We start from the raw sequence: 22,054 nt of genomic DNA on the forward strand, positions 1-22,054 counted from the left end.
ATCGTTATAAGTCCCGAACCATTCGGAACAAGCTGTGGATAACTCTGTTGGTAACTTGTGAAGCAAGCTTACGGATTTCGCACCTTGTCGAGCACCGCCAGCGAGCGCGATGCGTTAAGCACGAGGCCGTAGCTGAGTTTGTCGTAGGTGCGGAACACCATCAGCAAACCGGCGCGCTCATCGGGAATTTTCAGCGGCTGACCGGTGATGCGATCACGCACGGTTTCGCCGGTTTTCATCACCACCAGCACGTTGCCTTCGGCCAGACCGTCGCGCTTGCCCTTGTTCAACGTGACCACGTCCATCACGCCAATCTGGGTAACACCGCGCGGCACATCGATGATCACTCCGTTGATGTTGGTCGTTGGTGCGCTGGGCATGAAGGTCGAGTTGATCGAGCGCTCTTCGCCGCTGAACAAACGATCGCCGAGGCGTACTTCCTGAGTGGTGCGTTGCAGGGCGAGAGTGGCGACGTCGCCTTCGGTCGCGACAATCTCACCGCCACCGATGTCGTCGGCATTGATCCCGAGGAACTCCTTGGTCTGCGGATCGGTGTAGACCTTGCCCTGACGGAAGATGCCGTAGACCGGTTGATCGGGGTCGAAATGGCCGCGAGCGAAGATGCGGTCACCGGTACCGCTGAGCACGCGTTCGGCATCGCCGGCGACGATGTACGGCGCCTTGTCGAAGTCCTCGGCCTTGTCGACGATGCGATTGCTCAGCAGAAAGCTGTTGATGGATTTCAGCGGAATGCTCGGAATCGCCTCGGCCACCGGGCTGGTACGGATCCGTGGCGAGAGCTTGATGGTGCCGCGCGACTCGCCGCGATTGACGGTCAGACGCGGCTGACCGTCGACATAACTGAGGGTCAGCGTGTCGCCGGGATAGATCAGGTTGGGGTTTTCAATTTGCGGATTGGCCCGCCACAGTTGTGGCCACTGCCAGGGCTCGCGCAGGTATTTGCCGGATATGTCCCAGAGTGTGTCCCCCGAAACCACCGTGTATTGCTGTGGAAAACCATCCCTGAGTTGCACTTGCCCTTGCACCACGCCGGCCGAAGCCAACAGCAGCAGGGCGAGTAGTGTTTTCCTCATGCAGTGAATCCCTTTATCATGTGCATTCGCGTGAACCGTCAGAGCCCCCGTGGCTCGCTTGTGCAAAATGCACAAGCTACGCTTCACAACGGTAGCCTGCATCTTCGGACCTGCCAGGCCATCGCCCGACTTTACTCAACGTGTGCAGCAATCAAAGCCTATGGCCATTTTAAACATCCTCGAATTCCCGGACCCGCGTCTGCGCACTATCGCCAAGCCTGTGGCTGTAGTGGACGACGAAGTGCGTCAGTTGGTCGATGACATGTTTGAAACAATGTATGAAGCGCCGGGCATCGGCCTTGCCGCGACCCAGGTCAACGTGCACAAACGTATCGTCGTGATGGACCTTTCCGAAGACCGCACCGAACCGCGGGTGTTCATCAACCCCGAGTTCGAATCGCTGACCGAAGAAATGGACCAATACCAGGAAGGCTGCCTGTCGGTACCGGGTTTTTACGAAAACGTCGACCGCCCGCAAAAGGTCAGGATCAAGGCGCTGGACCGCGACGGCAAGCCTTATGAGCTGATCGCCGAAGGCCTGCTCGCGGTGTGCATTCAGCACGAATGCGACCACCTCAACGGCAAATTGTTCGTCGATTACCTGTCCACGCTCAAACGCGACCGGATCAAGAAGAAACTGGAAAAGCAGCACCGCCAGAACGCTTGATGCCCCTCCTTCAAAGGCTTGCTGCGGCAAGCCTTTTTCTTTTTATGAGACGCCCTTCATGACTGAGCCACTGCGCATCGTTTTTGCCGGCACCCCGGAATTCGCCGCCGAACACCTCAAGGCCCTGCTGAACAGCCCCTACGAGATCGTTGCGGTCTACACCCAACCGGATCGCCCGGCCGGTCGCGGGCAAAAACTGATGCCGAGCCCGGTCAAACAGCTCGCCCTGGAAAATAATATCCAGGTGTTGCAGCCGCCGACTTTGCGCAACGCCGATGCACAGGCTGAACTGGCCGCGCTGAAACCGGACTTGCTGGTGGTGGTCGCCTACGGCCTGATCCTGCCGCAAGTGGTGCTGGATATTCCGCGTCTGGGCTGCATCAACAGCCATGCCTCGTTGCTGCCACGCTGGCGCGGTGCGGCGCCGATCCAGCGCGCCGTCGAACACGGTGATGCCGAGAGCGGCGTTACCGTAATGCGCATGGAGGCCGGCCTCGACACCGGGCCGATGTTGCTCAAGGTCGTCACGCCGATCACCGGTGAAGACACTGGCGGCTCCTTGCATGATCGTCTCGCCGAGATGGGTCCGCCGGCCGTGGTGCAAGCGATTGCCGGTCTGGCTGCTGGCACGCTGGAAGGCGAAGTGCAAAACGACGAGCTCGCCACCTACGCGCACAAGCTCAACAAGGACGAAGCACGCATCGACTGGAGCTGCCCGGCGGTTGAGCTGGAGCGACTGGTGCGCGCCTTCAACCCATGGCCGATCACCCACAGCACCCTTAACGGTGAAGCACTGAAAGTGCTGGCGGCGACGCTTGCCGAGGGCAATGGCGCGCCGGGTGAAATCCTCAGCGCCAGCAAGGACGGCCTGGTCGTCGCTTGCGGCGAACAAGCGCTGTGCCTGACCCGTCTGCAATTGCCTGGCGGCAAGGCACTGAACTTCAGCGACCTGTTCAACAGCCGCCGTGAGAAATTTGCTCTCGGCACCGTACTCGGCGCAGCGGTGGACGCGCAATGAACCCGCGTCTGGCCGCCGCCAAGGCACTCGCCGCCGTGCTCAGCGGCAAAGCCTCGCTGAACAGCTCCCTGCCCACGCAACTGGACAAAGTCGAGGATCGCGATCGCGGTTTCACTCAGGATCTGGCGTTCGGCACTGCGCGATGGCAGCCACGCCTGTCGGCGCTGGCGGAAAAACTGCTGCAGAAACCGTTCAAGGCCGCCGACGCCGATGTCGAAGCGCTGCTGCTGGTCGGTCTCTACCAATTGCTCTACACCCGCGTGCCGGCCCACGCCGCCATCGGCGAAACCGTCGGTTGCGCCGACAAGTTGAAAAAGCCGTGGGCCAAAGGCCTGCTCAACGCCGTGTTGCGCAACGCCCAGCGCGAAAGCGAAACAATTTTCGCCGAACTGGAACGTGATCCGGTGGTGCGCACTGCTCACCCGCGCTGGCTGCAAAAATCCCTCAAGGCCTTCTGGCCTGAGCAGTGGGAAGCCATTTGCGAAGCGAACAATGCGCATCCGCCGATGATTCTGCGGGTCAACCGCCGCCATCACAGCCGCGACGCCTACCTTGGTCTGCTGACCGAGGCGGGCATTGCTGCGACGCCATGCGTTTACAGCCGCGACGGCATCATCCTTGAAGCCGCTGCCGACGTGCGCAGCCTGCCGGGTTTCGCCGAAGGCTGGATCAGCGTGCAGGACGAGGCCGCGCAACTGGCTGCCGACCTGCTTGATCTGGCGCCGGGCCAACGCGTGCTCGACGCCTGTTGCGCCCCTGGTGGCAAGACCTGCCACATTCTCGAAGCCGAACCGGCGCTGGCCGGCGTGGTCGCGGTGGATCTGGAAGCCAAACGACTGGTGCGGGTTAAGGAAAACCTTGAACGCCTTGGTCTGAATGCCGAACTGATCGCCGCCGACGGTCGCGACACCGAGAAATGGTGGGACGGCAAACCGTTCCAGCGCATCCTGCTCGACGCACCATGCTCGGCCACTGGCGTGATTCGCCGCCATCCAGACATCAAGCTGACCCGTCAGCCCGACGACATCGTTGCCCTCGCGCAATTGCAAGGCGAGCTGCTCGACGCCATGTGGAAAACCCTCGAAGTCGGCGGCATCCTGCTCTACGCCACCTGCTCAACGCTGCCGACCGAAAACACTGAAGTCATCGCTGCGTTCCTCGAGCGCACCCCGGGTGCCCGCGAACTGGATCTGGCCACCACGGCCGGAATCAAACAGCCCCATGGTCGCCAATTGCTGGCCCAGCAGGGCGGCCATGACGGGTTCTACTACGCCAAGCTGATCAAGATCGCTGCCGCGCGCGGCTAAACGGATTCAACGGAGTGACTGGATGAAAATCATCATCCTCGGTGCGGGACAGGTCGGCGGTTCGCTGGCCGAGCATTTGGCCAGTGAAGCCAACGACATTACGGTGGTCGACACCGACGGCGAACGCCTGCGCGACCTCGGCGACCGCCTCGACATCCGCACCGTGCAGGGCCGTGGCTCGCTGCCGTCGGTGCTGCGTCAGGCCGGTGCCGACGACGCCGACATGCTGGTGGCGGTGACCAACAGCGACGAGACCAACATGGTCGCCTGCCAGGTGGCCCACACCCTGTTCCACACCCCGACCAAAATCGCCCGGGTGCGCGAAGCGTCTTACCTCAATCGCGAGGAACAGCTGTTCCAGAACGAAGCGATTCCGGTCGACGTGTTGATCAGCCCCGAGCAAGTGGTGACCAACTACATCAAGCGCCTGATCCAGCATCCCGGCGCTTTGCAGGTGATCGATTTCGCCGAAGGCGCTGCGCAATTGGTGGCGGTGCGCGCCTATTACGGCGGCCCGCTGGTAGGTCAGCAACTACGGCAGTTGCGCGAACACATGCCGAATGTCGAGACGCGCGTGGCAGCGATTTTCCGCCGTGACCGACCGATTCTGCCGCAGGGCGATACGGTGATCGAGGCCGATGACGAAGTCTTCTTCATCGCTGCCCGTGAGAATATTCGTGCGGTGATGAGCGAAATGCGCCGTCTCGATGAAACCTACAAACGCATTGTCATTGCCGGTGGCGGGCAGATCGGTGAGCGTCTGGCCGAGGCCATCGAAAGCCGTTATCAGGTGAAAATCATCGAGATGAGCCCGGCGCGTTGCCGTTATCTCTCCGACACCCTCGACAGCACCGTGGTGTTGCAGGGCAGCGCTTCTGACCGTGATTTGCTGCTGGAAGAGAACATCGCCGACGCCGACATTTTTCTCGCGCTGACCAACGATGACGAAGCCAACATCATGTCGTCGCTGCTGGCCAAACGGCTGGGGGCGAAAAAGGTCATGACGATCATCAACAACCCGGCCTACGTTGATCTGATCCAGGGCGGCGACATCGACATCGCCATCAGCCCGCAGCTGGCGACCATCGGCACGCTGCTGGCCCACGTGCGTCGTGGCGATATCGTCAGTGTGCACTCACTGCGCCGCGGTGCCGCAGAAGCGATCGAGGCGATTGCTCACGGTGATGCGAAGTCGAGCAAGGTCATCGGCAAACCGATCGAGAAGATCGGGCTGCCGCCGGGCACCACGATTGGTGCGGTGATCCGTAATGAACAAGTGATCATTGCCCACGATGACACGGTGATCGAGGCGGGCGACCATGTGATTCTGTTCCTTGTGGATAAAAAGCATATTCGCGATGTGGAGAAGCTGTTTCATGTGGGGTTGAGCTTCTTCTGATCCTGAATGAGCGGTGCCTTCATTGGCCCCATCGCTGGCAAGCCAGCTCCCACAGGGTTTTTCGGTTGTTCACAAATGTGATGTGCACCCGAGATCCTTGTGGGAGCTGGCTTGCCAGCGATGGCGGTATCGCAGATCTTTCTGACGCGCTAGAAAAGGAACCCACCGATGCTCGAATCCCTGGAAAAAATGCTCGCCAAGGGTGTGGATAACTCCCTGCTGCGCTTCGGCCTGGGCAAGGGCTATCTGGATCTGGGCGAAAACGCCAAGGCCGCCGAGCATTTCCAACGCTGTGTCGCCTTCGACCCCAAGTATTCGGCCGCATGGAAACTATTGGGCAAGGCGCATCTGGCGCTGGGCGATCACGCCGCCGCGCGGCAAGCGTGGGAACAAGGCCTGGAAGCGGCCCTCGCTCATGGCGACAAGCAGGCCGAAAAGGAAATGACGGTGTTTCTGAAGAAGCTGGATCGTCAGGCGCAGTAAATCAAAGGTAGCGAAGTCCGATACCGTCGGCATCCACCGTCACCACTTCCATGCGCACCCGCGGTGCGCCTGTGGGTAGTCCCTGCACCTGGCCGTAAACCACTGCACCTTTGGGCAAAGAAGCCAAAACCGGATGCTGCACAAACACCCCGGTAGGCGACAGGTTGCGCGTCTGCCCGAGGCATTCGCCAAAGCTGTCGTGGGTGATCTTGATGCGGAAGGATTTACGTTGTTCGGACATCTTGTTGCGCCCTTTGATGAACGGTTGTGGATAACCTCGCCAGAGAGGTTATCCACAGATCATGCCAATCAGCTCAATACCAGCGCTCTTCGCCCGGCGGGCGTTTCTTGAAGCGCTTCATACTCCACATATACTGGCTCGGATACGCCGCGACATAACGCTCAACCACCTTGCTCATCGCTGCGCAGGATTCGGCGGTATCGGTGCTGTACATGGCGTCCGGTGCGGCCTCGAGGATGACTTTGTAGCCAGAACCGTCGGGCAGGCGCAGCGCATGCAGGAACACGCCGACGGCTTTGCCGCCGGCGAGCATGTTCGGCACGAATTTGCTGGTCAGCGCTTGAGTGGCGAAGAACGGCACGAAGATCCCGGCGGATTCGGCCGGTTCCGGGTCAGCGGGAATGCCCACTGCACCACCTTTGCGCACTTCCTTGATGACGCTGAGGATGCCTTCCTTGGTCGACGCGGCGACTTTGTTGCCCAGTTGCACGCGCTGTTTGCGCAGCAATTCATCCACAGCCTTGAGCTTCGGCGGACGGTAGAAAATGATCGGCTTGCACTGGCTGCAATAGAAGTGATTGAGCACTTCCCAGTTACCAAGGTGGCTGGTGATGCCGACTACGCCTTTGCCCGAGGCGAGCGCGTCTTTCAGCACGTCGAGGCCTTCGACTTCGCGCACCAAGTCGATCGAGCGCTGCGCTGGCCAGATCCACGCGCAGGCGCTTTCGGTCAGCGACTTGCCGATGTCTTTCAGGCTCTGCCCGACCAGACGCTCACGTTCGGCCGCATCCATCTGTGGAAAACATTTCGCTAGGTTGATCCGCACCACGTCGCGGGAGCGGTTGGGGGTTTTCCACATGATCCAGCCGATCGCCGAACCCACGGCCTGCACGGCCCGCCATGGCAGCAGGGCAAACAGCCGCAGAGCGCCTACCAGCAAGGCGCCTTTAAACTTTTCCACAGGTCACTCCTGATCTTGTGCGGTGCGCGAGGCGGCCATTCTAACCGCCGTTGGCGAGCTGCGCGTAGCGGTCGCAGTCCTGGGTGTGGTCCATGACCATGCCCGAGGCCTGCATCAGTGCGTAGCAAATGGTCGGGCCGACGAACGTGAACCCGGCCTTTTTCAAGGCTTTGCTCATCGCCAGCGCTTCGGGGGTGATCGCCGGGACTTCGCTGCGATCCTTGAAATGATTGATGATCGGTTGGTCGTTAACGAACGACCAGAGGAACCCCACCGGATCCTCCAGCGCCAGCCAGGCCTGGGCATTACGGCGGGCGGCGTTGAGTTTGAGGCGGTTGCGGATGATCCCTGGATCGAGCATCAACTCGTCGATTTCGGCGTCGCTCATCTGCGCCACGCGCTGTACGTCAAAGCCGAACAACACCTCGCGATAACGCTCGCGTTTGCGCAGTACAGTGATCCAGGACAGCCCGGCCTGGAACCCTTCGAGCAAAAGCAACTCGAACAAACCCTGCGCATCGCGTAGCGGCGTGCCCCACTCCTGGTCGTGATAAGCCATGTACAGCGGATCTTCGGTACACCAAAAGCAGCGTGGCATAAGGCTCCAGGGGGCGTGCGCAGCAATGAATCGGGTATACTCCCGCTCTTTAAATCGCAGCCCAAGAAACAGGTGAATTTCGTGAGCCAGCCTACGCCAGCCGTGCGTACCTTCCAAGACTTGATCCTCGCGCTCCAGCAATACTGGGCCGAGCAAGGTTGCGTGGTACTTCAGCCCTACGATATGGAAGTAGGCGCCGGCACTTTCCACACCGCGACCTTCCTCCGCGCCATCGGCCCGGAAACCTGGAACGCCGCTTACGTGCAGCCAAGCCGCCGTCCAACTGACGGCCGTTACGGTGAAAACCCGAACCGTCTGCAGCACTACTATCAGTTCCAGGTCGTCCTGAAACCGAACCCGGACAACTTCCAGGAACTGTACCTGGGCTCGCTCAAGCATGTCGGCCTGGACCCGCTGGTCCACGACATTCGCTTCGTCGAAGACAACTGGGAATCGCCGACCCTCGGCGCCTGGGGTCTGGGCTGGGAAGTCTGGCTCAACGGCATGGAAGTGACGCAGTTCACTTACTTCCAGCAGGCGGGCGGCATCGAGTGCTACCCGGTGACCGGCGAGATCACCTACGGTCTCGAGCGTCTGGCCATGTACCTGCAAGGCGTGGATTCGGTCTACGACCTGGTCTGGGCTGACGGCCCGATGGGCAAAGTCACCTACGGCGACGTGTTCCACCAGAACGAAGTGGAGCAGTCCACTTACAACTTCGAGCACGCCAACGTCGACAAACTGTTCGAACTGTTCGACTTCTATGAAAGCGAAGCCAAGCGCCTGATCGAACTCGACCAGCCGCTGCCGTTGCCGAGCTACGAAATGGTGTTGAAGGCGTCGCACACCTTCAACCTGCTGGATGCGCGCCGGGCGATCTCGGTGACCGCGCGTCAGCAATACATTCTGCGCGTACGCACCCTGGCGCGTTCCGTTGCGCAAGCCTACCTGCTGGCACGCGCCAAGCTGGGCTTCCCGATGGCGACCCCGGACCTGCGTGACGAAGTACTGGCCAAGCTGGAGGCAGCACAATGAGTGCGCAAGATTTTCTGGTTGAACTGGGCACCGAAGAACTGCCACCGAAAGCCCTGAACACCTTGGCTGAAGCGTTCCTCGCCGGTATCGACAAGGGCCTGCAAGCCGCTGGCCTGAGCTACGAGACTAAAACCGTCTACGCCGCGCCGCGTCGTCTGGCTGTGCTGATCACCGCGCTGGCGACTCAGCAACCGGATCGCAGCATCAACCTCGATGGCCCGCCACGTCAGGCGGCGTTCGACGCTGAAGGCAATCCAACGCAAGCAGCCTTGGGTTTTGCCAAGAAGTGCGGCGTCGATCTGAGCGAAATCGATCAGAGCGGCCCGAAACTGCGCTACAGCCAGAGCATCGCCGGCAAGCCGACCGCAAGCCTGCTGCCGACCATCGTCGAAGATTCGCTGAACGACCTGCCAATCCCGAAACGCATGCGTTGGGGTGCGCGCAAGGAAGAGTTCGTGCGTCCGACCCAATGGCTGGTGATGCTGCTCGGTGACCAGGTCATCGACTGCACCATCCTCGCGCAAAAGGCTGGCCGTGATTCCCGTGGTCACCGTTTCCATCACCCGCAAAGCGTGCGCATCGGTTCGCCGTCGAGCTACCTCGCCGACCTGCGTGCCGCTTACGTGCTGGCCGATGCCAACGAACGTCGCGAGATCATCAGCAAGCGCACCGAAGAGCTGGCCACCCGTCAGGAAGGCACGGCAATCGTTCCGCCAGCGCTGCTCGACGAAGTGACCGCGCTGGTTGAATGGCCGGTGCCGCTGGTGTGCTCATTCGAGGAACGTTTCCTCGACGTGCCGCAAGAAGCGCTGATCACCACCATGCAGGACAACCAGAAGTACTTCTGCCTGCTGGATGCCGACGGCAAGTTGCTGCCACGTTTCATCACTGTGGCCAACATCGAAAGCAAAGACCCGCAGCAGATCATCGCCGGTAACGAGAAAGTGGTTCGCCCACGCCTGACCGACGCCGAGTTCTTCTTCAAGCAAGACAAGAAGCAGAAACTCGAAGCCTTCAATGATCGCCTGAAGAACGTGGTGTTCCAGGAAAAACTCGGCAGCGTCTACGACAAGGCCGAGCGCGTTTCCAAACTGGCTGCGTACATCGCCGCACGCATCGGTGGCAACGCCTCGTGGGCTGCTCGTGCGGGCCTGCTGTCGAAGTGCGACCTGGCCACCGAAATGGTCGGCGAGTTCCCGGAGATGCAAGGTGTCGCCGGTTACTACTACGCCCTCAATGACGGCGAGCCGGAAGACGTCGCGCTGGCGCTCAACGAGCAGTACATGCCACGCGGTGCCGGTGCAGAACTGCCAGCGACCCTGACCGGTGCAGCCGTTGCCATCGCCGACAAGCTCGACACCCTGGTCGGTATCTTCGGTATCGGCATGCTGCCAACCGGCAGCAAAGACCCGTATGCCCTGCGCCGTGCGGCACTGGGTGTGCTGCGTATCCTGATCGAGAAAAAACTCGATCTGGACCTGAACGACGCCGTCGCATTCGCGGTGAATGCGTTCGGTGCCAAGGTGAAGGCAGCCGGTCTCAACGAAGCCGTTCTGGAATTCATCTTCGACCGTCTGCGTGCGCGTTACGAAGATGAAGGCGTCGAAGTAGCCACTTACCTGTCGGTACGTGCCCTGAAGCCGGGTTCGGCGCTGGACTTCGACCAACGTGTGCAAGCGGTGCAAGCCTTCCGCAAACTGCCGGAAGCGGCAGCGCTGGCGGCGGTGAACAAGCGTGTATCGAACCTGTTGAGCAAACTCGAAGGCGCGGTACCGACCGAGGTGCAAGCCAAGTACTTCGACAACGCCAACGAGTTCTCGCTGTACTCGGCGATCCAGCAAGCAGATCAGGCTGTACAGCCAATGGCCGCTGCCCGTCAGTACAACGAATCGCTGGCACGCCTGGCGGCATTGCGTGAGCCGGTCGATGCGTTCTTCGACGCGGTGATGGTCAATGCCGACGACGCCAATGTGCGGGCCAACCGTTACGCGCTGTTGGCGCGTTTGCGTGGTCTGTTCCTCGGTGTTGCCGACATTTCGCTGCTGGGTTGAGGGATTGCTGTTGAAACTGCTGATTCTCGATCGGGACGGAGTGATCAATTACGACTCCGACGCTTACATCAAGTCAGTGGCGGAGTGGATTCCGTTGCCCGGCTCGATCGAAGCGATTGCGCAGTTGAGCAAGGCCGGCTGGACGGTGGCAGTGGCCACCAACCAGTCGGGCATTGCGCGCGGCTATTACGACCTCGCCACCCTGGATGCCATGCACGCGCGCTTGCGCGAACTGGTCGCGGAGCAGGGCGGTGAAGTCGGGCTGATCGTGTATTGCCCGCATGGGCCGGACGAAGGCTGCGATTGCCGCAAGCCGAAACCGGGGATGTTGAAAACCATCGCGGCGCATTACAACGTCGAACTGAACAATGTCTGGTTCGTCGGCGACAGCCTTGGTGACCTGGAGGCCGCCAAAGCCGTCGATTCACAGCCAGTTTTGGTAAAGACCGGAAAAGGCGCAAAGACTCAGGGCAAAACCCTGCCGGTTGGCACTCTGATTTTTGACGATCTGGCGGCGATTGCCGCAGAACTTATCCACAACTAGAGTACTTCTGAATTTCCTGACCAGGGATTGATCGGGAGTGCGCTTGAACACTCGGGCATTGCCCCGTAACGGTAAACGTCACTATGTCGATACTGCGGGCCATCAGGATTTTTCTCTTTTACCTGCTGCTGGGCACCACCTCCCTGCTGTGGTGCAGCTTGAGTTTTTTTATCGCGCCGTTTCTGCCGTTCAAGGCGCGCTATCGTTTTATCAACGTGTACTGGTGCCGTTGCGCCTTGTGGTTGACCAAGGTGTTCCTCGGTATTCGTTACGAAATCAAAGGTGCGGAAAACGTGCCTGACCGGCCCTGCGTGATTCAGTCGAACCATCAGAGCACCTGGGAGACGTTCTTTCTCTCCGCCTATTTTTCGCCATTGAGCCAAGTGCTCAAACGCGAATTGCTTTACGTGCCGTTCTTCGGCTGGGCCATGGCCATGTTGCGGCCGATCGCGATTGATCGCGACAACCCGAAAGCTGCTTTGAAACAGGTCGCCGCCAAAGGTGATGAACTGCTCAAGGACAACGTTTGGGTGCTGATCTTCCCGGAAGGTACGCGTGTTCCTTACGGCACTGTCGGCAAATTCTCCCGCAGTGGTAGCGCTTTGGCGGTGAATGCGGCGCTTCCGGTCCTGCCGATTGCACACAATGCCGGCAAGTTCTGGCCGAAAATCGGTTGGGGCAAGAAGTCTGGCGTGATCACTGTCGTCATCGGCGAGCCGATGTACGCCGAAGGTACTGGCCCTCGCGCCATCGCCGAGCTGAACGACCGGGTGCAAGCCTGGAACGAGAAGACTCAGCGGGAAATGGGTTCGCTGCCACCCACCCCGCAGGCACCGGCGGCAAGCGATCAGATCGCTGTCTGAGATTTTGTGGATAACCTGTGTACGGTTTTGTTGAAAACGCTTGAATATTGAAATTAAGTGATTGATTTACTTATATATTTCTCAAGCTCATAAAACACCGTAAAAGGTGCATAAGTTTTTTTCGGAAGTAAAAAAACCGGCTGATATAGCCGGTTTTTTTGTGCCTGATCATTCGCGGATCAACGGTAACTCAAGCAGGAACGTGGTGCCTTGATCGACCATGCTGCGGCATTCGATTCTGCCGCCATGGTGATCGACCACCGCTTTGACCATCGACAGGCCGAGGCCCACGCCGTCGATGCCCTGGGCCGAGGAAAAGCGTCGGTACTGACTGAACAGATCAGGCAACTCTTGTTCGGCGATGCCTTTGCCTTGATCGGTCAGTTCGCAACATAGCCACTCTCCGTGGCAACTGACTCGTAGTTCAATCGTGGTGTCTGCCGGGCTGTACTTGATCGCGTTTTCCAGCAGGTTGAACAGCGCACGCGTCAGTAGTCCCTGGTCAGCCATGATCAGGCGCTCCTGGGATTGCTCATCCATGTCGTGCAGCAGTTCGATACGTTTCTGCTGGGCGATGGGCAAAGCCTGATCCAGCACGTCCAGCACCAACATCGCGAACAGGCTCGGCTGGAACTGATAGGCCTCGGACTCGGCCCGCGCCAGCAAGACGAAACCATCGGTCAGATCCAGCGCGCGACGCACCTGCCGCTCGATCTGGTCGAACAACGGCGAATCCACCTGGGCCTGATGGCGATGAACATCGAGCAGGGCGAGGATGGCCGAGTGCGGGGCACGCAGATCATGGGAAAGAAAGCGCAGTAATACTCCACGTTGCTCCTCGGCAGCACGTTCGGCGCTGAGATCGGTGAGGCTGAGCAGCCAACCGATTGGCGTGTCTCCGTCCACCGGCAGCAGTGCGGCACGCTCCAGGCGCAGACTGCGTTCCTTGTGATCGCGAAACTCCAACAACGGCATGGCCGACAGCGACGGGCGCGGCTCTGTGGACAACTCCGGATAACCGAGGCTGGCCAGTTGATCGAGGACGTCGTCCCCCACCAGATTGTGATCGAATAGCTGACGAGCCTTGCGATTGCCCAACAGGATCTGGCCTCTGGGATCGCTGATCAGTGTGGCGACGGGCAAGTACTCCAGACCGTCGGCAATAAAGCGACGGGTATCTCGGGTGCGACTCATGGCCTGTTCAAGCGCCATGATCTGGCCCTGCAAGCGATCAGTCCCGGTAAATTGCGTACGACGACGTTCGGGGAACACTTTCGGCTCGCTGTCCAGCCGCGCCAGCTCCCAGCCGAAATACGTCAGCACCACACTCAGACGCCGCCAGTTCCAGATCAAATAGCCGAACAACATACCCAGCACCGCCGGTGTCGGCGACCACCAGTGGCGCATTTCCGCTAGCCCGGCACTGATCAACAACACACACGCCATGCCGATCAGCGTTAGCCAAAGTGCCCATCGCGGTCGCCACAACAGCAACCCCAGCACACAAGCCACCAGCCCTACCGATAACAACGCTCCCGTAACAGGCGTTGCATCGTGCAGATTGACCTGCCCGCGATACGACAACAGCGCAGTCAGCGGCAACAGCACTAGACTTATCCACAACCACTCGCGCACCAGCTGTCGAAACAGTCGCTGCACTTGGCTCGGCTCTCGGCTTTCACGCCGACGATTGTTGTTCATAGGGAAACAGGGCAGGGCGATGTGAATGGTTTCATGGGCCACAGGTCTGAGACGTAGACCCGAAGAATCATAGCGGACGTCGACCAATGGCGGGCCGCTTACTTTCCCAGCAATGGCGGAGCGACTATGGTTGTCGGCCAACTGCCCAAGCATCAAGGAATCATCGCGTATGCGCGTTGCGATATTGGACGACGAACCCGCCGAACTGCGTCGGGTCGAGCAAACCCTGCAGCAAATGGCCGACGCTGGCGAGCAGCCGTGGTCGCTGCACAGCTTCGAGCGTGGTGAAGACCTGCTGCGACAGCTACGCCGGGAAACCTTCGACCTGCTGATCCTCGATTGGCAGTTACCCGATCTCACGGGTCTGGCCCTGCTGCGCTGGACCCGCGAGCACATGGAGGCGCCACCGGCAGCGATCATGCTGACCAGTCGCGATGGCGAAAGCGATATCGTCCAGGCCTTGAACGCAGGCGCCGACGATTACGTGAGTAAACCGTTCCGTCCCAATGAACTGAAAGCACGCGTGGCGGCGGTATTGCGCCGGCACAGTCAACAGCGTCCAGCCGCTGCCGAAGTGCTGAGTTTCAATGACTTGGCGTTTGACGATGCGGAACTGACGGTCACCCGCGAGGGCAAGCCGATCGTCATGACCGAACGGGAATACCGTCTCGCGCGTTGCCTGTTCAGCAACCTCGGACGGCCATTGTCGCGGGACTACCTGTATGAACGGTTCTGGCCCCATGAGGAAATGGCTTCGTCGCGACCGTTGGACACGCATATCTATCGCCTGCGCAACAAGCTCGGACTGACGGCGGATCGTGGCTGGCAACTGCTGACAATTTATGGCTACGGCTATCGGTTGGAAAGTGTGGCGGCCGTCACCTGAACGGCTGAGCCGAAACTGTCAGGGGGCGCGTTATCCCCACCTGACAGTCCTGTTTCAGTTCAACACAACGTTCTTATACTTTGCTGCTCATCGTCAGACAGGAATGACTGTCGTGCTCAGTGGGCATCGGGAAACGTGGCTGATGAATGGAAGCGATATGGCGAGGAATGTTTGCCAGGGAATCCAGCGGCACCAACCATCGTTTTGATGATTGCGCGAGATGTTCGGTCAGCTTGCCCAACAACTCGCCACTATTGCGCCAATGGTGCCAGTACAACGGCACATCGGTTGGCTTGTCGGGTATCAACTCGACCAGCAAGCCACGCTGCAGATGATCGAGAATCTGCAACTCCGGAACCAGACCCCAACCCAATCCGGCCTCTGTCAGTCGTATAAATCCTTCTGATGACGGACAGAAATGGTGCTCGAAACTTCCGAGCACGCCCAAGGCTGCGAGATAACGGTGCTGCAGAAAATCGTCGGGGCCAAACACCAGCGCCGGCGTGCGGGCAATCAACTGGGCATTGATACCGTTCGGAAAATGTCGGGCGATAAACTCCGGACTCGCCACTGCGCGGTAGCGCATGGCACCGAGCAACAGACTGCGCGCCCCCGCCATTGGCCGTTCAGTGGCACACACACAGGCCGCCACCTCACCAGCACGCATACGCCTGAGACTGACCGCTTGATCCTCGACGACCAGATCCAGCAACAAATTCTGCTCGGCGCAAAAATCGCCCACTGATCGCGCCCACCATGTCGCCAGGCTGTCAGCGTTCAGGGCGACACGCAGGCGTTCCGGGGACCCGTCTTCATCCAGAGAAGGCACGTGACTCTGAAGATCGCGCTCAAGTAACCGCACCTGCTGAACATGATAAAGCAGCCGCCGCCCTATCTCGGTTGGCACCGGTGGCGTCACGCGCACTAACACCGGACGGCCGACCCTGGCCTCCAATAGCTTGATTCGCTGTGACACTGCGGGTTGGGACAGACCAAGAACCTGGGCTGCTCGTTCGAAGCCTCCCTGTTCAATGACCGCAGAGAGAGCAGAAAGCAATTTGTAATCAAACATCCGTTTTCCTTATGGGTGATCAACAATATCTTTTTTACTTCGAAGCGGAATCTATTGAGAATCGATACTGCAGGCACAACCGTTAGATCCCTCACAGTTGTACTGCGCGCGATTGCTTGGCGTTATTGCCATTCATCAAACTTGATGTATTTCAGAAGCACCCGAGCTGAACAATTAAACATTCAAACCGGAGGTATTAGTTAACACCAGAGCCTGTAAAAGGTACACATAATGGAATGATTAAAAATCAACTCGATAGCTTGCCTAACGATTAGAAAATATCAGCGAAATTCTTGTTCAGTTCGACGGAGTGAGTTGTGCAGAGAACTACATTTACTAATGCCAATCGATTGGCATTGGCCGATATTCAGAGCAGGTCCAGCGATGTAACGTTTGCACTGAAATTTGCAATCTACTTAGCGCTGATTGTAACCGGTGGTTGTCTGGCACTGAGTGGTCATCCATGGGAAATCGCCATAGGCGTCATTCTTCTTGGATCAATGTTCGCCCATGGCGTGGAACTTCAACATCAAGTCCTGCACTCACAGGGATTCCGGAATAAAAAGCTTAACGAGCTGTTCGGCATACTGCTCGGTCTGCCAATGTTGGTTTCATTTGCTGATTACAAAGCCAGCCATATGCACCACCATCGTTACCTGGGCACTCCGGAAAATCGGGAGTTCTTTGATTACGGTGATCAATATGGTGAGTTATCCCTTCGTTCCATCAGCGCGCTATTAACCAGACTTTTGATGGTTTCGCACTACCCACGTTTTTTCAAAAATGTGTTCATTGCGTTTAGCTCGCAGTACCAAAACGTTTCCAGCAACGTTTCCAAACGGATCAAGCGAGATCATCTTTCGATGGTATTGATGATTGCGTTATTGGGTTTGGTCTCCTTTCAGTTCGGTTATGAAATCATCGTCTATCTGTGGATTATTCCGCTCATGTTTGTCGCGGCTCCGGTACACGCCCTGATTGAGATGCCAGAGCATTTCCGTTGCGCAACGGATTCGACAGACCCCTACGAAAACACCAGAACCATCAAAAGCAACGCATTCATGAACTGGTTCACCAACGGCAATAACTACCACGTTGAGCATCATCTGATGCCCGGATTGCCTATTGACCGTCTGCACGACCTGCACGAAAAAATTCATGAAAACTGCCGTTACCTGGAAGTCTCCTATAAAAGTTTTTACTTGGGACTGCTCCGCTCAATGCGCAAAAGCTGACCCGCGCAGCGCCTGTTGCAAGACTGAACGCTAACTCCGACGGGGCGTGGCACGTGCTCGCGTCTGGCGACTGCTCGCCCCTGGTAAAGCAAAGGAACTGAAATGACTCTACAAGATCGTTCCACGGATCAGACGACCACGCCGCCGTCGACCATAAACTCGCTATCGGAACAGACCGCGCTCAACTCGTTTTATCTTCGTGAACTGGCCGAACCAAGCGCTTACAAAATGGCGCCGATTCACCACGAATATACGCGCACCCATAGACTGGAAGATGAATGGAACGCCTACGAAGAAAGTCGTCTCGATAAAACCCGGTTGCCAAAGAACGCTGCCGAGTTTTTGAAGTGGTACACCCGCCTGCATTCGACTCATCGCGATGAGGTTTCAGCGTTTTTCACTTGGCTGGCTGAAGAGTCGACGCTTGAAGAACTGAGCTTTTACATCGCCATGGAAGAGCAGGTCGACGGTCGCTTCGATGACGTCATCGCCCTGGCACAATTGGGCATGACAGGCGATATGAAGTTGGCGCTTGCGGAAAACTACTGGGACGAAATGGGCCTGGGTACGCTATCCGAAATGCATACCGTGCTGTTCCGTAAATCCGCAGCAACACTGCACGAACTCATCGGCCCCCAGGCCCGCGTTCAACAAGCGCCGGCGGAGGCCCTGAAGAACGGCAATCTGCTGCTGATGTACGCACTACGGCGCCAGTATCACCCTCGTCTACTGGGCGCACTGGCGATTCTTGAACACACTGCGCCCTACCGGTTCTCCCGAACAGTCAAGGCCATGCGTCGTCTGCACATGCCCGAAGACGTCATCTATTACCACGACATGCATATAAAGATTGATGCCAATCACGGCAAGCAACTTCTCTATCGCGTGCTGATGCCATTGGCGAAGTCATGCCCTGAAGCCATTGAAGAAATGTGTATCGGCTGCCTGATCCGATACAACGTAGCCGTCGACTATTACAAAAGCATCGAACTGGCTATGAAAAACAACAAAACGCTGTTGACGTGATACTTAGAGAACTCTTATGAAAAGCAATCTTGCCAATACTGAGCCACAGACTGTCTGGGCACTCAACAACAGCCGATTTGTTGCAGGGCACTCCGCTGAACTGCTGGGTGTGGATTTTTCCGAGATGCCCGAGTGGGCACAATTTCAGGGTTATTGGGAAAACCTCGAACTTGATCGTTACATGAACGATGGTGGCATGTACCGCTATCGCCGTTTCGGTAAATTCAAGTGGTATGCGAACGGCAATCGCCTGGAGCAGCAGCCCCATGTACCGTATTCCCAACCGGAGTATTTCAATCCGCTGAACGGTGGCATCGACCGGCACTTCGCCCCCGTCACTGCGGAGATGGCCGACAATGAAGTGCTGAAGAAGCTTCTACTGAAACTCGCCAACACCTTCAGTGAAATCGAAGATGTCCAAGGCTGGAAGATCAACACCTATTTCAATCGTATCCTCGCCACTCCAGACATGACGGGATTGCCGGTACCCGAAGGCAAACATCGGGATGGGGTGAAATTCAGTTGCCTGTTCATGGCCGACAGAAGTGGTGTAGTCGGAGGCGAAACAACCCTGGTCGATATCATGCACCAGCAGCCTATTTATGTGGGCACGCTGGAGAAGCCTTGTCAGGCACTGTTGTTCAGGGATGACACGGTTTTTCACGATACGACAGCCATTCAGATCTGTAATGGAGCTGACAGCGGTTATCGCGATCTGCTGGTTATCGAGTTCCACTGACCGTTCTCGTCCAGTCTTATAAACGTGTCTGGGTGAGGGGGTTGCATGCACAAGGCTGAACGTATGGAGACGGCAGTGACGATCAGGGTTATGCAGAATTATGAATTGCCCATGACGCTGGCGTTGCTGTCGACTTTTTATCCGGATTTGAATAAAGACCTGCTGTTAGAACGATTGGAAACTGTCGCCAAGTTGAATTGGCAGTGTGTCGGGGTATTCGCAGGAACCGAGTTGGTGGGCCTGACCGGCTATTGGCTGAATACCCGGATTTACTGCGGCAAATATTTATATATCGATCATTTCATCATCAAGCCGGGAAACCGATCTCGTGGAGTGGGGGCACAACTGCTCAGCTACGTAAGAGCCTTGGCCGATCATTACCAGTGTGAACAGGTCTGCCTTGATACATTCGTTAGCAATTCGATGGCGCAGTCTTTCTGGACCCGACACGGTTTCTCAATCGTTGGTTTTCACTACGTCGCCAAATAAATACAAGGAGCGTTATATGCAAAATGAATATTCCCGCGAAGTCATTTACAGTCGAATGATCGGCTTGATCAGCCAGGAAGAACTGGCACTGTTAGCCAGCAAGACAATTGCAGTTCCAGGATGCGGCGGTGTCGGATATACCCACGCGGAGACACTGGTACGCATGGGCGTTGGCGGAATCAAAATTGCTGATTTCGATACCTTCGGACCAGAGAACTTCAACCGCCAATTTGGCGCAACGACTCATACAGTCGGACTGAAGAAGGCCGATGTCCTGCGTGAGCGTCTGTTGTCGATCAATCCGGCCTTGCGCATTGAACAGTACAACGGGGTGAGCGCTGAAACAGTCGATGACTTTTTGACCGGTGTGGACATGTTATGCGACGCCATGGACTACTTCGTGATTGAGCCGCGAATTCAGATGTACCAAAAGGCGCGGGAACTGGGTATCCCGGCGGTCGTTTCCTGCCCTATAGGCTTTGGCGGAACGTTGCATCACTTCCATCCGGATTCGATGTCATTCGAAGAATATTTTGCGTTGACGCCCGATATGACTGAGACGGAGAAACTGATCAATTTCGGTATGGGCCTCGACCCGCTGCATTTGCACCGTGCCTATCTGGAAGATCCGAAGCTTGATTTCGAGGAACGTAAAGTTGCCTCTCTAAGCTCTGCCTGTTTATTAGCTACAACCCTGACCTCGACGTTTACCCTGGCCAAGTTGTTGAATCGGGAAATGTTCTTTAAACCAGTACCTTATGTATATCAAATTGACTTCATGGCGGGAAAGTTCGAAGAGACATTGGTCAGTGACGGGGTAGCAGGACTAAAAAACAATATTTCAAATAAACCTGAAAAACTGTTTGCATAAAAACGTCACCCTGCGCAGCACAGTAAAGGTGTGATAAAGTTTCAAAACACTCATTATCGTGAATTTTCGTGAACATGAAGCCACTTATTTTTATCGACGGGGAAGCCGGTACGACTGGACTTCAGATACATTCGCGTCTGAACGGTCGCACGGATATTGAGCTTTTGCAGTTGCCCTATGCCGATCGCAAGGACCCGGTAAAAAGGGCTGAAGCACTTAACACCTGTGATGTCGCGATTCTCTGCCTGCCGGACGATGCCGCTGTTGAGGCGGTGTCGTTCATCGAGAATCCAAAGGTACGTGTACTTGATCCCAGCTCTGCCCATCGCACCACACCAGGTTGGGTGTATGGTCTGCCGGAACTGACTGCAGGTCAGGCTGACATCATCACGACAGCCAAGCGTGTATCCAATCCTGGCTGCTACCCGACAGGCGCCATCGCGCTGTTGCGTCCGCTGACGGAAGCCGGTGTGGTACCCAAGGACTACCCGGTGAATGTGCATGCCATTTCCGGGTATTCCGGTTCGGGCAAATCACTGATCGACGCCTATGAAATCCCGGATCATCCGCAACACACGGACGCTCCATACCGCGGTTATGGCCTGAACCTTAACCACAAGCACGTCCCGGAGATGATGTCCGAGGCATTGCTGGATCATCGGCCGATCTTCACGCCTGGCTATGGCAAGTACCGCCAAGGCATCGTCTTGTACGTGCCGCTGCATTTGCGCTTGTTGCCCGCTGGCGCCTCGGTGCAACAGATCCACGCCTGCCTCAGCAACCATTACGCCAAATCCGAGTTCATCAAGGTTGTTCCGCTGGATCAGGTCAAGACCGTTACGCAACTGGACCCTGAATACCTGAATGACACCAATCGCCTGGACATCTATGTCTTCTCGGATGAGAAGTCAGGCCAGGTATTGCTTGCCGCGGTGTACGACAACCTCGGCAAGGGCGCATCAGGCGCCGCAGTACAGAACCTCAATTTGATGTTGAACGGTCAGGCCTGATTGCAAGCGAATCTCCCTGTCACCTGGCAAGCTCAATGGTGGCAGGGCAGATTCAAGCATTCACAGCTTACAGATGAGATGACATATTCATGCCTCCTCGCCGTTTAAAAAATCATAGTTCACGGCATGTAACTTTAATAAAGCGCGTACTGACTTCTCGATAATTAATAGCCGTCTGATTACTGCAAAGTAACCTGGATGTTGGCGCTCGCCTGCAAACCCGTTCATAACTTCACTAGTAACTACACAACTTTTTAACAGCCTCTAGCCTTATTAAAGGATTAACAGTCAATGGCTATTCTCGCGCAGTTTGATCTGGTCAAACCAAAACATTTAAAATCTGATCCGCGCATGGACGGTTTTTATTCTTCTACTGCCTACGTAAATGGTCTAGCCGACGCGCATCCTGGTTTTATATGGCGGGAAGTTCAGGACAATCAACAGCTTCTCGATGAACTATGGGGAGAAGGGTATCTTTATACACTTTCGCTGTGGAAGAGCCCGGCGGCCTTGAAAGATTTCTTGTATAAAACACCGCACAACGACTTTCGTTTGAGAGGTGCGGAGTGGTTCCTGCCTATCAGCAAACCACGGGTTGTGATGTGGTGGGTGGATGAAGGTCATATTCCGACATTGTACGAAGCCCACCAGCGCTTGCAGTTGCTTTGGGAAATTGGACCTTCGCGCGAAGCGTTTGATTTGAAATCGAGTGAGTCCGCGATTGTTCTGAGTTGAACATTGCCTCGGCCCGCTCTAATGAATTC

General features: G+C 57.1%; 23 protein-coding genes. 17 read left to right on the forward strand and 6 right to left on the reverse strand.

Features of this window, described 5'->3' with window-relative positions; translation table 11 throughout:
- Positions 1-68: 68 nt before the first annotated feature.
- Positions 69-1,094 (reverse strand): LysM peptidoglycan-binding domain-containing protein, encoded by a 1,026-nt coding sequence (locus ACM6JQ_RS18950; RefSeq protein WP_007911857.1) that lies wholly within the window; start codon positions 1,092-1,094, stop codon positions 69-71.
- Positions 1,095-1,254: 160 nt separating this feature from the next.
- Here ACM6JQ_RS18950 and def point away from each other — a divergent pair, with 160 nt between their 5' ends.
- From def to ACM6JQ_RS18975, 5 genes are all read left to right on the forward strand, one after another.
- Positions 1,255-1,761, forward strand: a complete 507-nt coding sequence (def, locus tag ACM6JQ_RS18955) for a peptide deformylase (RefSeq protein WP_007911858.1) — start codon at positions 1,255-1,257, stop codon at positions 1,759-1,761.
- A gap of 58 nt (positions 1,762-1,819) precedes the next feature.
- Positions 1,820-2,779 carry a methionyl-tRNA formyltransferase gene (fmt, locus tag ACM6JQ_RS18960; protein ID WP_414894495.1) on the forward strand — a complete coding sequence of 320 codons (960 nt, stop codon included), beginning with the start codon at positions 1,820-1,822 and terminating at the stop codon, positions 2,777-2,779.
- Positions 2,776-4,086 (forward strand): 16S rRNA (cytosine(967)-C(5))-methyltransferase RsmB, encoded by a 1,311-nt coding sequence (gene rsmB, locus ACM6JQ_RS18965; protein ID WP_007911860.1) that lies wholly within the window; start codon positions 2,776-2,778, stop codon positions 4,084-4,086. The genes fmt and rsmB overlap by 4 nt, the downstream gene beginning before the upstream one ends.
- Before the next feature lie 22 nt (positions 4,087-4,108).
- The gene (trkA, locus tag ACM6JQ_RS18970; protein WP_007911861.1) at positions 4,109-5,485 is read left to right on the forward strand and encodes a Trk system potassium transporter TrkA; all 1,377 of its coding nucleotides are present in this window, start codon (positions 4,109-4,111) and stop codon (positions 5,483-5,485) included.
- Positions 5,486-5,653: 168 nt separating this feature from the next.
- On the forward strand, positions 5,654-5,968 hold the full coding sequence (locus ACM6JQ_RS18975; protein ID WP_414894496.1) for a tetratricopeptide repeat protein: 315 nt from the start codon (positions 5,654-5,656) through the stop codon (positions 5,966-5,968).
- A gap of 1 nt (position 5,969) precedes the next feature.
- On the opposite strand, the gene ACM6JQ_RS18980 is transcribed toward ACM6JQ_RS18975, so the two are convergent.
- From ACM6JQ_RS18980 to ACM6JQ_RS18990, 3 genes are all read right to left on the reverse strand, one after another.
- Positions 5,970-6,209, reverse strand: a complete 240-nt coding sequence (locus ACM6JQ_RS18980; protein ID WP_105704752.1) for a PilZ domain-containing protein — start codon at positions 6,207-6,209, stop codon at positions 5,970-5,972.
- A gap of 73 nt (positions 6,210-6,282) precedes the next feature.
- Positions 6,283-7,170 carry a lysophospholipid acyltransferase gene (locus ACM6JQ_RS18985; RefSeq protein WP_414894497.1) on the reverse strand — a complete coding sequence of 296 codons (888 nt, stop codon included), beginning with the start codon at positions 7,168-7,170 and terminating at the stop codon, positions 6,283-6,285.
- Positions 7,171-7,210: 40 nt separating this feature from the next.
- Positions 7,211-7,768, reverse strand: a complete 558-nt coding sequence (locus ACM6JQ_RS18990; RefSeq protein ID WP_095113126.1) for a DNA-3-methyladenine glycosylase I — start codon at positions 7,766-7,768, stop codon at positions 7,211-7,213.
- An 81-nt stretch (positions 7,769-7,849) separates the two neighbouring features.
- Here ACM6JQ_RS18990 and glyQ point away from each other — a divergent pair, with 81 nt between their 5' ends.
- From glyQ to ACM6JQ_RS19010, 4 genes are all read left to right on the forward strand, one after another.
- Complete coding sequence (glyQ, locus tag ACM6JQ_RS18995) at positions 7,850-8,803, forward strand: glycine--tRNA ligase subunit alpha (protein WP_025112261.1); 954 nt, start codon at positions 7,850-7,852, stop codon at positions 8,801-8,803.
- On the forward strand, positions 8,800-10,854 hold the full coding sequence (gene glyS, locus ACM6JQ_RS19000) for a glycine--tRNA ligase subunit beta (RefSeq protein ID WP_007911868.1): 2,055 nt from the start codon (positions 8,800-8,802) through the stop codon (positions 10,852-10,854). The genes glyQ and glyS overlap by 4 nt, the downstream gene beginning before the upstream one ends.
- 4 nt (positions 10,855-10,858) lie before the next feature.
- Complete coding sequence (gene gmhB, locus ACM6JQ_RS19005) at positions 10,859-11,398, forward strand: D-glycero-beta-D-manno-heptose 1,7-bisphosphate 7-phosphatase (protein ID WP_176472334.1); 540 nt, start codon at positions 10,859-10,861, stop codon at positions 11,396-11,398.
- 83 nt (positions 11,399-11,481) lie between these two features.
- On the forward strand, positions 11,482-12,261 hold the full coding sequence (locus ACM6JQ_RS19010) for a lysophospholipid acyltransferase family protein (RefSeq protein WP_007911870.1): 780 nt from the start codon (positions 11,482-11,484) through the stop codon (positions 12,259-12,261).
- Positions 12,262-12,429: 168 nt separating this feature from the next.
- Here ACM6JQ_RS19010 and ACM6JQ_RS19015 read toward each other — a convergent pair whose 3' ends face one another.
- A complete protein-coding gene (locus tag ACM6JQ_RS19015) occupies positions 12,430-13,962 on the reverse strand; it encodes an ATP-binding protein (RefSeq protein WP_414894498.1) in 1,533 nt (510 codons plus the stop codon).
- 169 nt (positions 13,963-14,131) lie between these two features.
- Between ACM6JQ_RS19015 and ACM6JQ_RS19020 the strand changes: the two genes are divergently transcribed.
- Positions 14,132-14,848, forward strand: a complete 717-nt coding sequence (locus ACM6JQ_RS19020) for a response regulator transcription factor (RefSeq protein WP_007911873.1) — start codon at positions 14,132-14,134, stop codon at positions 14,846-14,848.
- A gap of 73 nt (positions 14,849-14,921) precedes the next feature.
- Here the strand turns inward: ACM6JQ_RS19020 and ACM6JQ_RS19025 are convergent, their stop codons facing one another.
- Positions 14,922-15,920, reverse strand: a complete 999-nt coding sequence (locus ACM6JQ_RS19025; RefSeq protein ID WP_007911875.1) for a LysR family transcriptional regulator ArgP — start codon at positions 15,918-15,920, stop codon at positions 14,922-14,924.
- Between the two features lie 317 nt (positions 15,921-16,237).
- Here ACM6JQ_RS19025 and ACM6JQ_RS19030 point away from each other — a divergent pair, with 317 nt between their 5' ends.
- From ACM6JQ_RS19030 to ACM6JQ_RS19060, 7 genes are all read left to right on the forward strand, one after another.
- Positions 16,238-17,155: a fatty acid desaturase family protein gene (locus ACM6JQ_RS19030; RefSeq protein WP_095113130.1), complete on the forward strand. Its 918-nt coding sequence runs from the start codon at positions 16,238-16,240 to the stop codon at positions 17,153-17,155.
- Between the two features lie 102 nt (positions 17,156-17,257).
- Entirely contained in the window at positions 17,258-18,181 is a 924-nt protein-coding gene (locus ACM6JQ_RS19035) for an iron-containing redox enzyme family protein (protein WP_007911878.1), read from the forward strand.
- Positions 18,182-18,197: 16 nt separating this feature from the next.
- Entirely contained in the window at positions 18,198-18,920 is a 723-nt protein-coding gene (locus tag ACM6JQ_RS19040) for a 2OG-Fe dioxygenase family protein (RefSeq protein WP_007911880.1), read from the forward strand.
- Between the two features lie 45 nt (positions 18,921-18,965).
- Positions 18,966-19,409, forward strand: coding sequence for a GNAT family N-acetyltransferase (locus ACM6JQ_RS19045; protein ID WP_007949985.1), 444 nt, complete (start codon positions 18,966-18,968; stop codon positions 19,407-19,409).
- Between the two features lie 16 nt (positions 19,410-19,425).
- A complete protein-coding gene (locus ACM6JQ_RS19050; RefSeq protein ID WP_414894499.1) occupies positions 19,426-20,280 on the forward strand; it encodes a ThiF family adenylyltransferase in 855 nt (284 codons plus the stop codon).
- 74 nt (positions 20,281-20,354) lie between these two features.
- Positions 20,355-21,290, forward strand: a complete 936-nt coding sequence (gene argC / locus ACM6JQ_RS19055) for an N-acetyl-gamma-glutamyl-phosphate reductase (protein ID WP_123376033.1) — start codon at positions 20,355-20,357, stop codon at positions 21,288-21,290.
- A 291-nt stretch (positions 21,291-21,581) separates the two neighbouring features.
- Positions 21,582-22,025, forward strand: coding sequence for a DUF3291 domain-containing protein (locus ACM6JQ_RS19060; protein WP_095113132.1), 444 nt, complete (start codon positions 21,582-21,584; stop codon positions 22,023-22,025).
- Positions 22,026-22,054: the final 29 nt, after the last annotated feature.

Origin of the sequence: Pseudomonas sp. IT-232MI5, from assembly GCF_949767845.1 — a bacterium.
Classification (GTDB): Bacteria; Pseudomonadota; Gammaproteobacteria; order Pseudomonadales; family Pseudomonadaceae; genus Aquipseudomonas.

Excerpts from the sequence above, each read along its gene's own strand:
- trkA (WP_007911861.1), top strand. The coding sequence starts at position 4,109 with ATGAAAATCATCATCCTCGGTGCGGGACAGGTCGGCGGTTCGCTGGCC.
- ACM6JQ_RS18950 (WP_007911857.1), bottom strand. The coding sequence starts at position 1,094 with ATGAGGAAAACACTACTCGCCCTGCTGCTGTTGGCTTCGGCCGGCGTG.
- def (WP_007911858.1), top strand. The coding sequence starts at position 1,255 with ATGGCCATTTTAAACATCCTCGAATTCCCGGACCCGCGTCTGCGCACT.
- ACM6JQ_RS19010 (WP_007911870.1), top strand. The coding sequence starts at position 11,482 with ATGTCGATACTGCGGGCCATCAGGATTTTTCTCTTTTACCTGCTGCTG.
- rsmB (WP_007911860.1), top strand. The coding sequence starts at position 2,776 with ATGAACCCGCGTCTGGCCGCCGCCAAGGCACTCGCCGCCGTGCTCAGC.
- ACM6JQ_RS19025 (WP_007911875.1), bottom strand. The coding sequence starts at position 15,920 with ATGTTTGATTACAAATTGCTTTCTGCTCTCTCTGCGGTCATTGAACAG.
- fmt (WP_414894495.1), top strand. The coding sequence starts at position 1,820 with ATGACTGAGCCACTGCGCATCGTTTTTGCCGGCACCCCGGAATTCGCC.
- ACM6JQ_RS19060 (WP_095113132.1), top strand. The coding sequence starts at position 21,582 with ATGGCTATTCTCGCGCAGTTTGATCTGGTCAAACCAAAACATTTAAAA.
- ACM6JQ_RS19040 (WP_007911880.1), top strand. The coding sequence starts at position 18,198 with ATGAAAAGCAATCTTGCCAATACTGAGCCACAGACTGTCTGGGCACTC.
- ACM6JQ_RS18990 (WP_095113126.1), bottom strand. The coding sequence starts at position 7,768 with ATGCCACGCTGCTTTTGGTGTACCGAAGATCCGCTGTACATGGCTTAT.
- ACM6JQ_RS18980 (WP_105704752.1), bottom strand. The coding sequence starts at position 6,209 with ATGTCCGAACAACGTAAATCCTTCCGCATCAAGATCACCCACGACAGC.
- ACM6JQ_RS18975 (WP_414894496.1), top strand. The coding sequence starts at position 5,654 with ATGCTCGAATCCCTGGAAAAAATGCTCGCCAAGGGTGTGGATAACTCC.
- ACM6JQ_RS19035 (WP_007911878.1), top strand. The coding sequence starts at position 17,258 with ATGACTCTACAAGATCGTTCCACGGATCAGACGACCACGCCGCCGTCG.
- ACM6JQ_RS19045 (WP_007949985.1), top strand. The coding sequence starts at position 18,966 with ATGCACAAGGCTGAACGTATGGAGACGGCAGTGACGATCAGGGTTATG.
- ACM6JQ_RS19020 (WP_007911873.1), top strand. The coding sequence starts at position 14,132 with ATGCGCGTTGCGATATTGGACGACGAACCCGCCGAACTGCGTCGGGTC.
- argC (WP_123376033.1), top strand. The coding sequence starts at position 20,355 with ATGAAGCCACTTATTTTTATCGACGGGGAAGCCGGTACGACTGGACTT.
- ACM6JQ_RS19050 (WP_414894499.1), top strand. The coding sequence starts at position 19,426 with ATGCAAAATGAATATTCCCGCGAAGTCATTTACAGTCGAATGATCGGC.
- ACM6JQ_RS19015 (WP_414894498.1), bottom strand. The coding sequence starts at position 13,962 with ATGAACAACAATCGTCGGCGTGAAAGCCGAGAGCCGAGCCAAGTGCAG.
- glyS (WP_007911868.1), top strand. The coding sequence starts at position 8,800 with ATGAGTGCGCAAGATTTTCTGGTTGAACTGGGCACCGAAGAACTGCCA.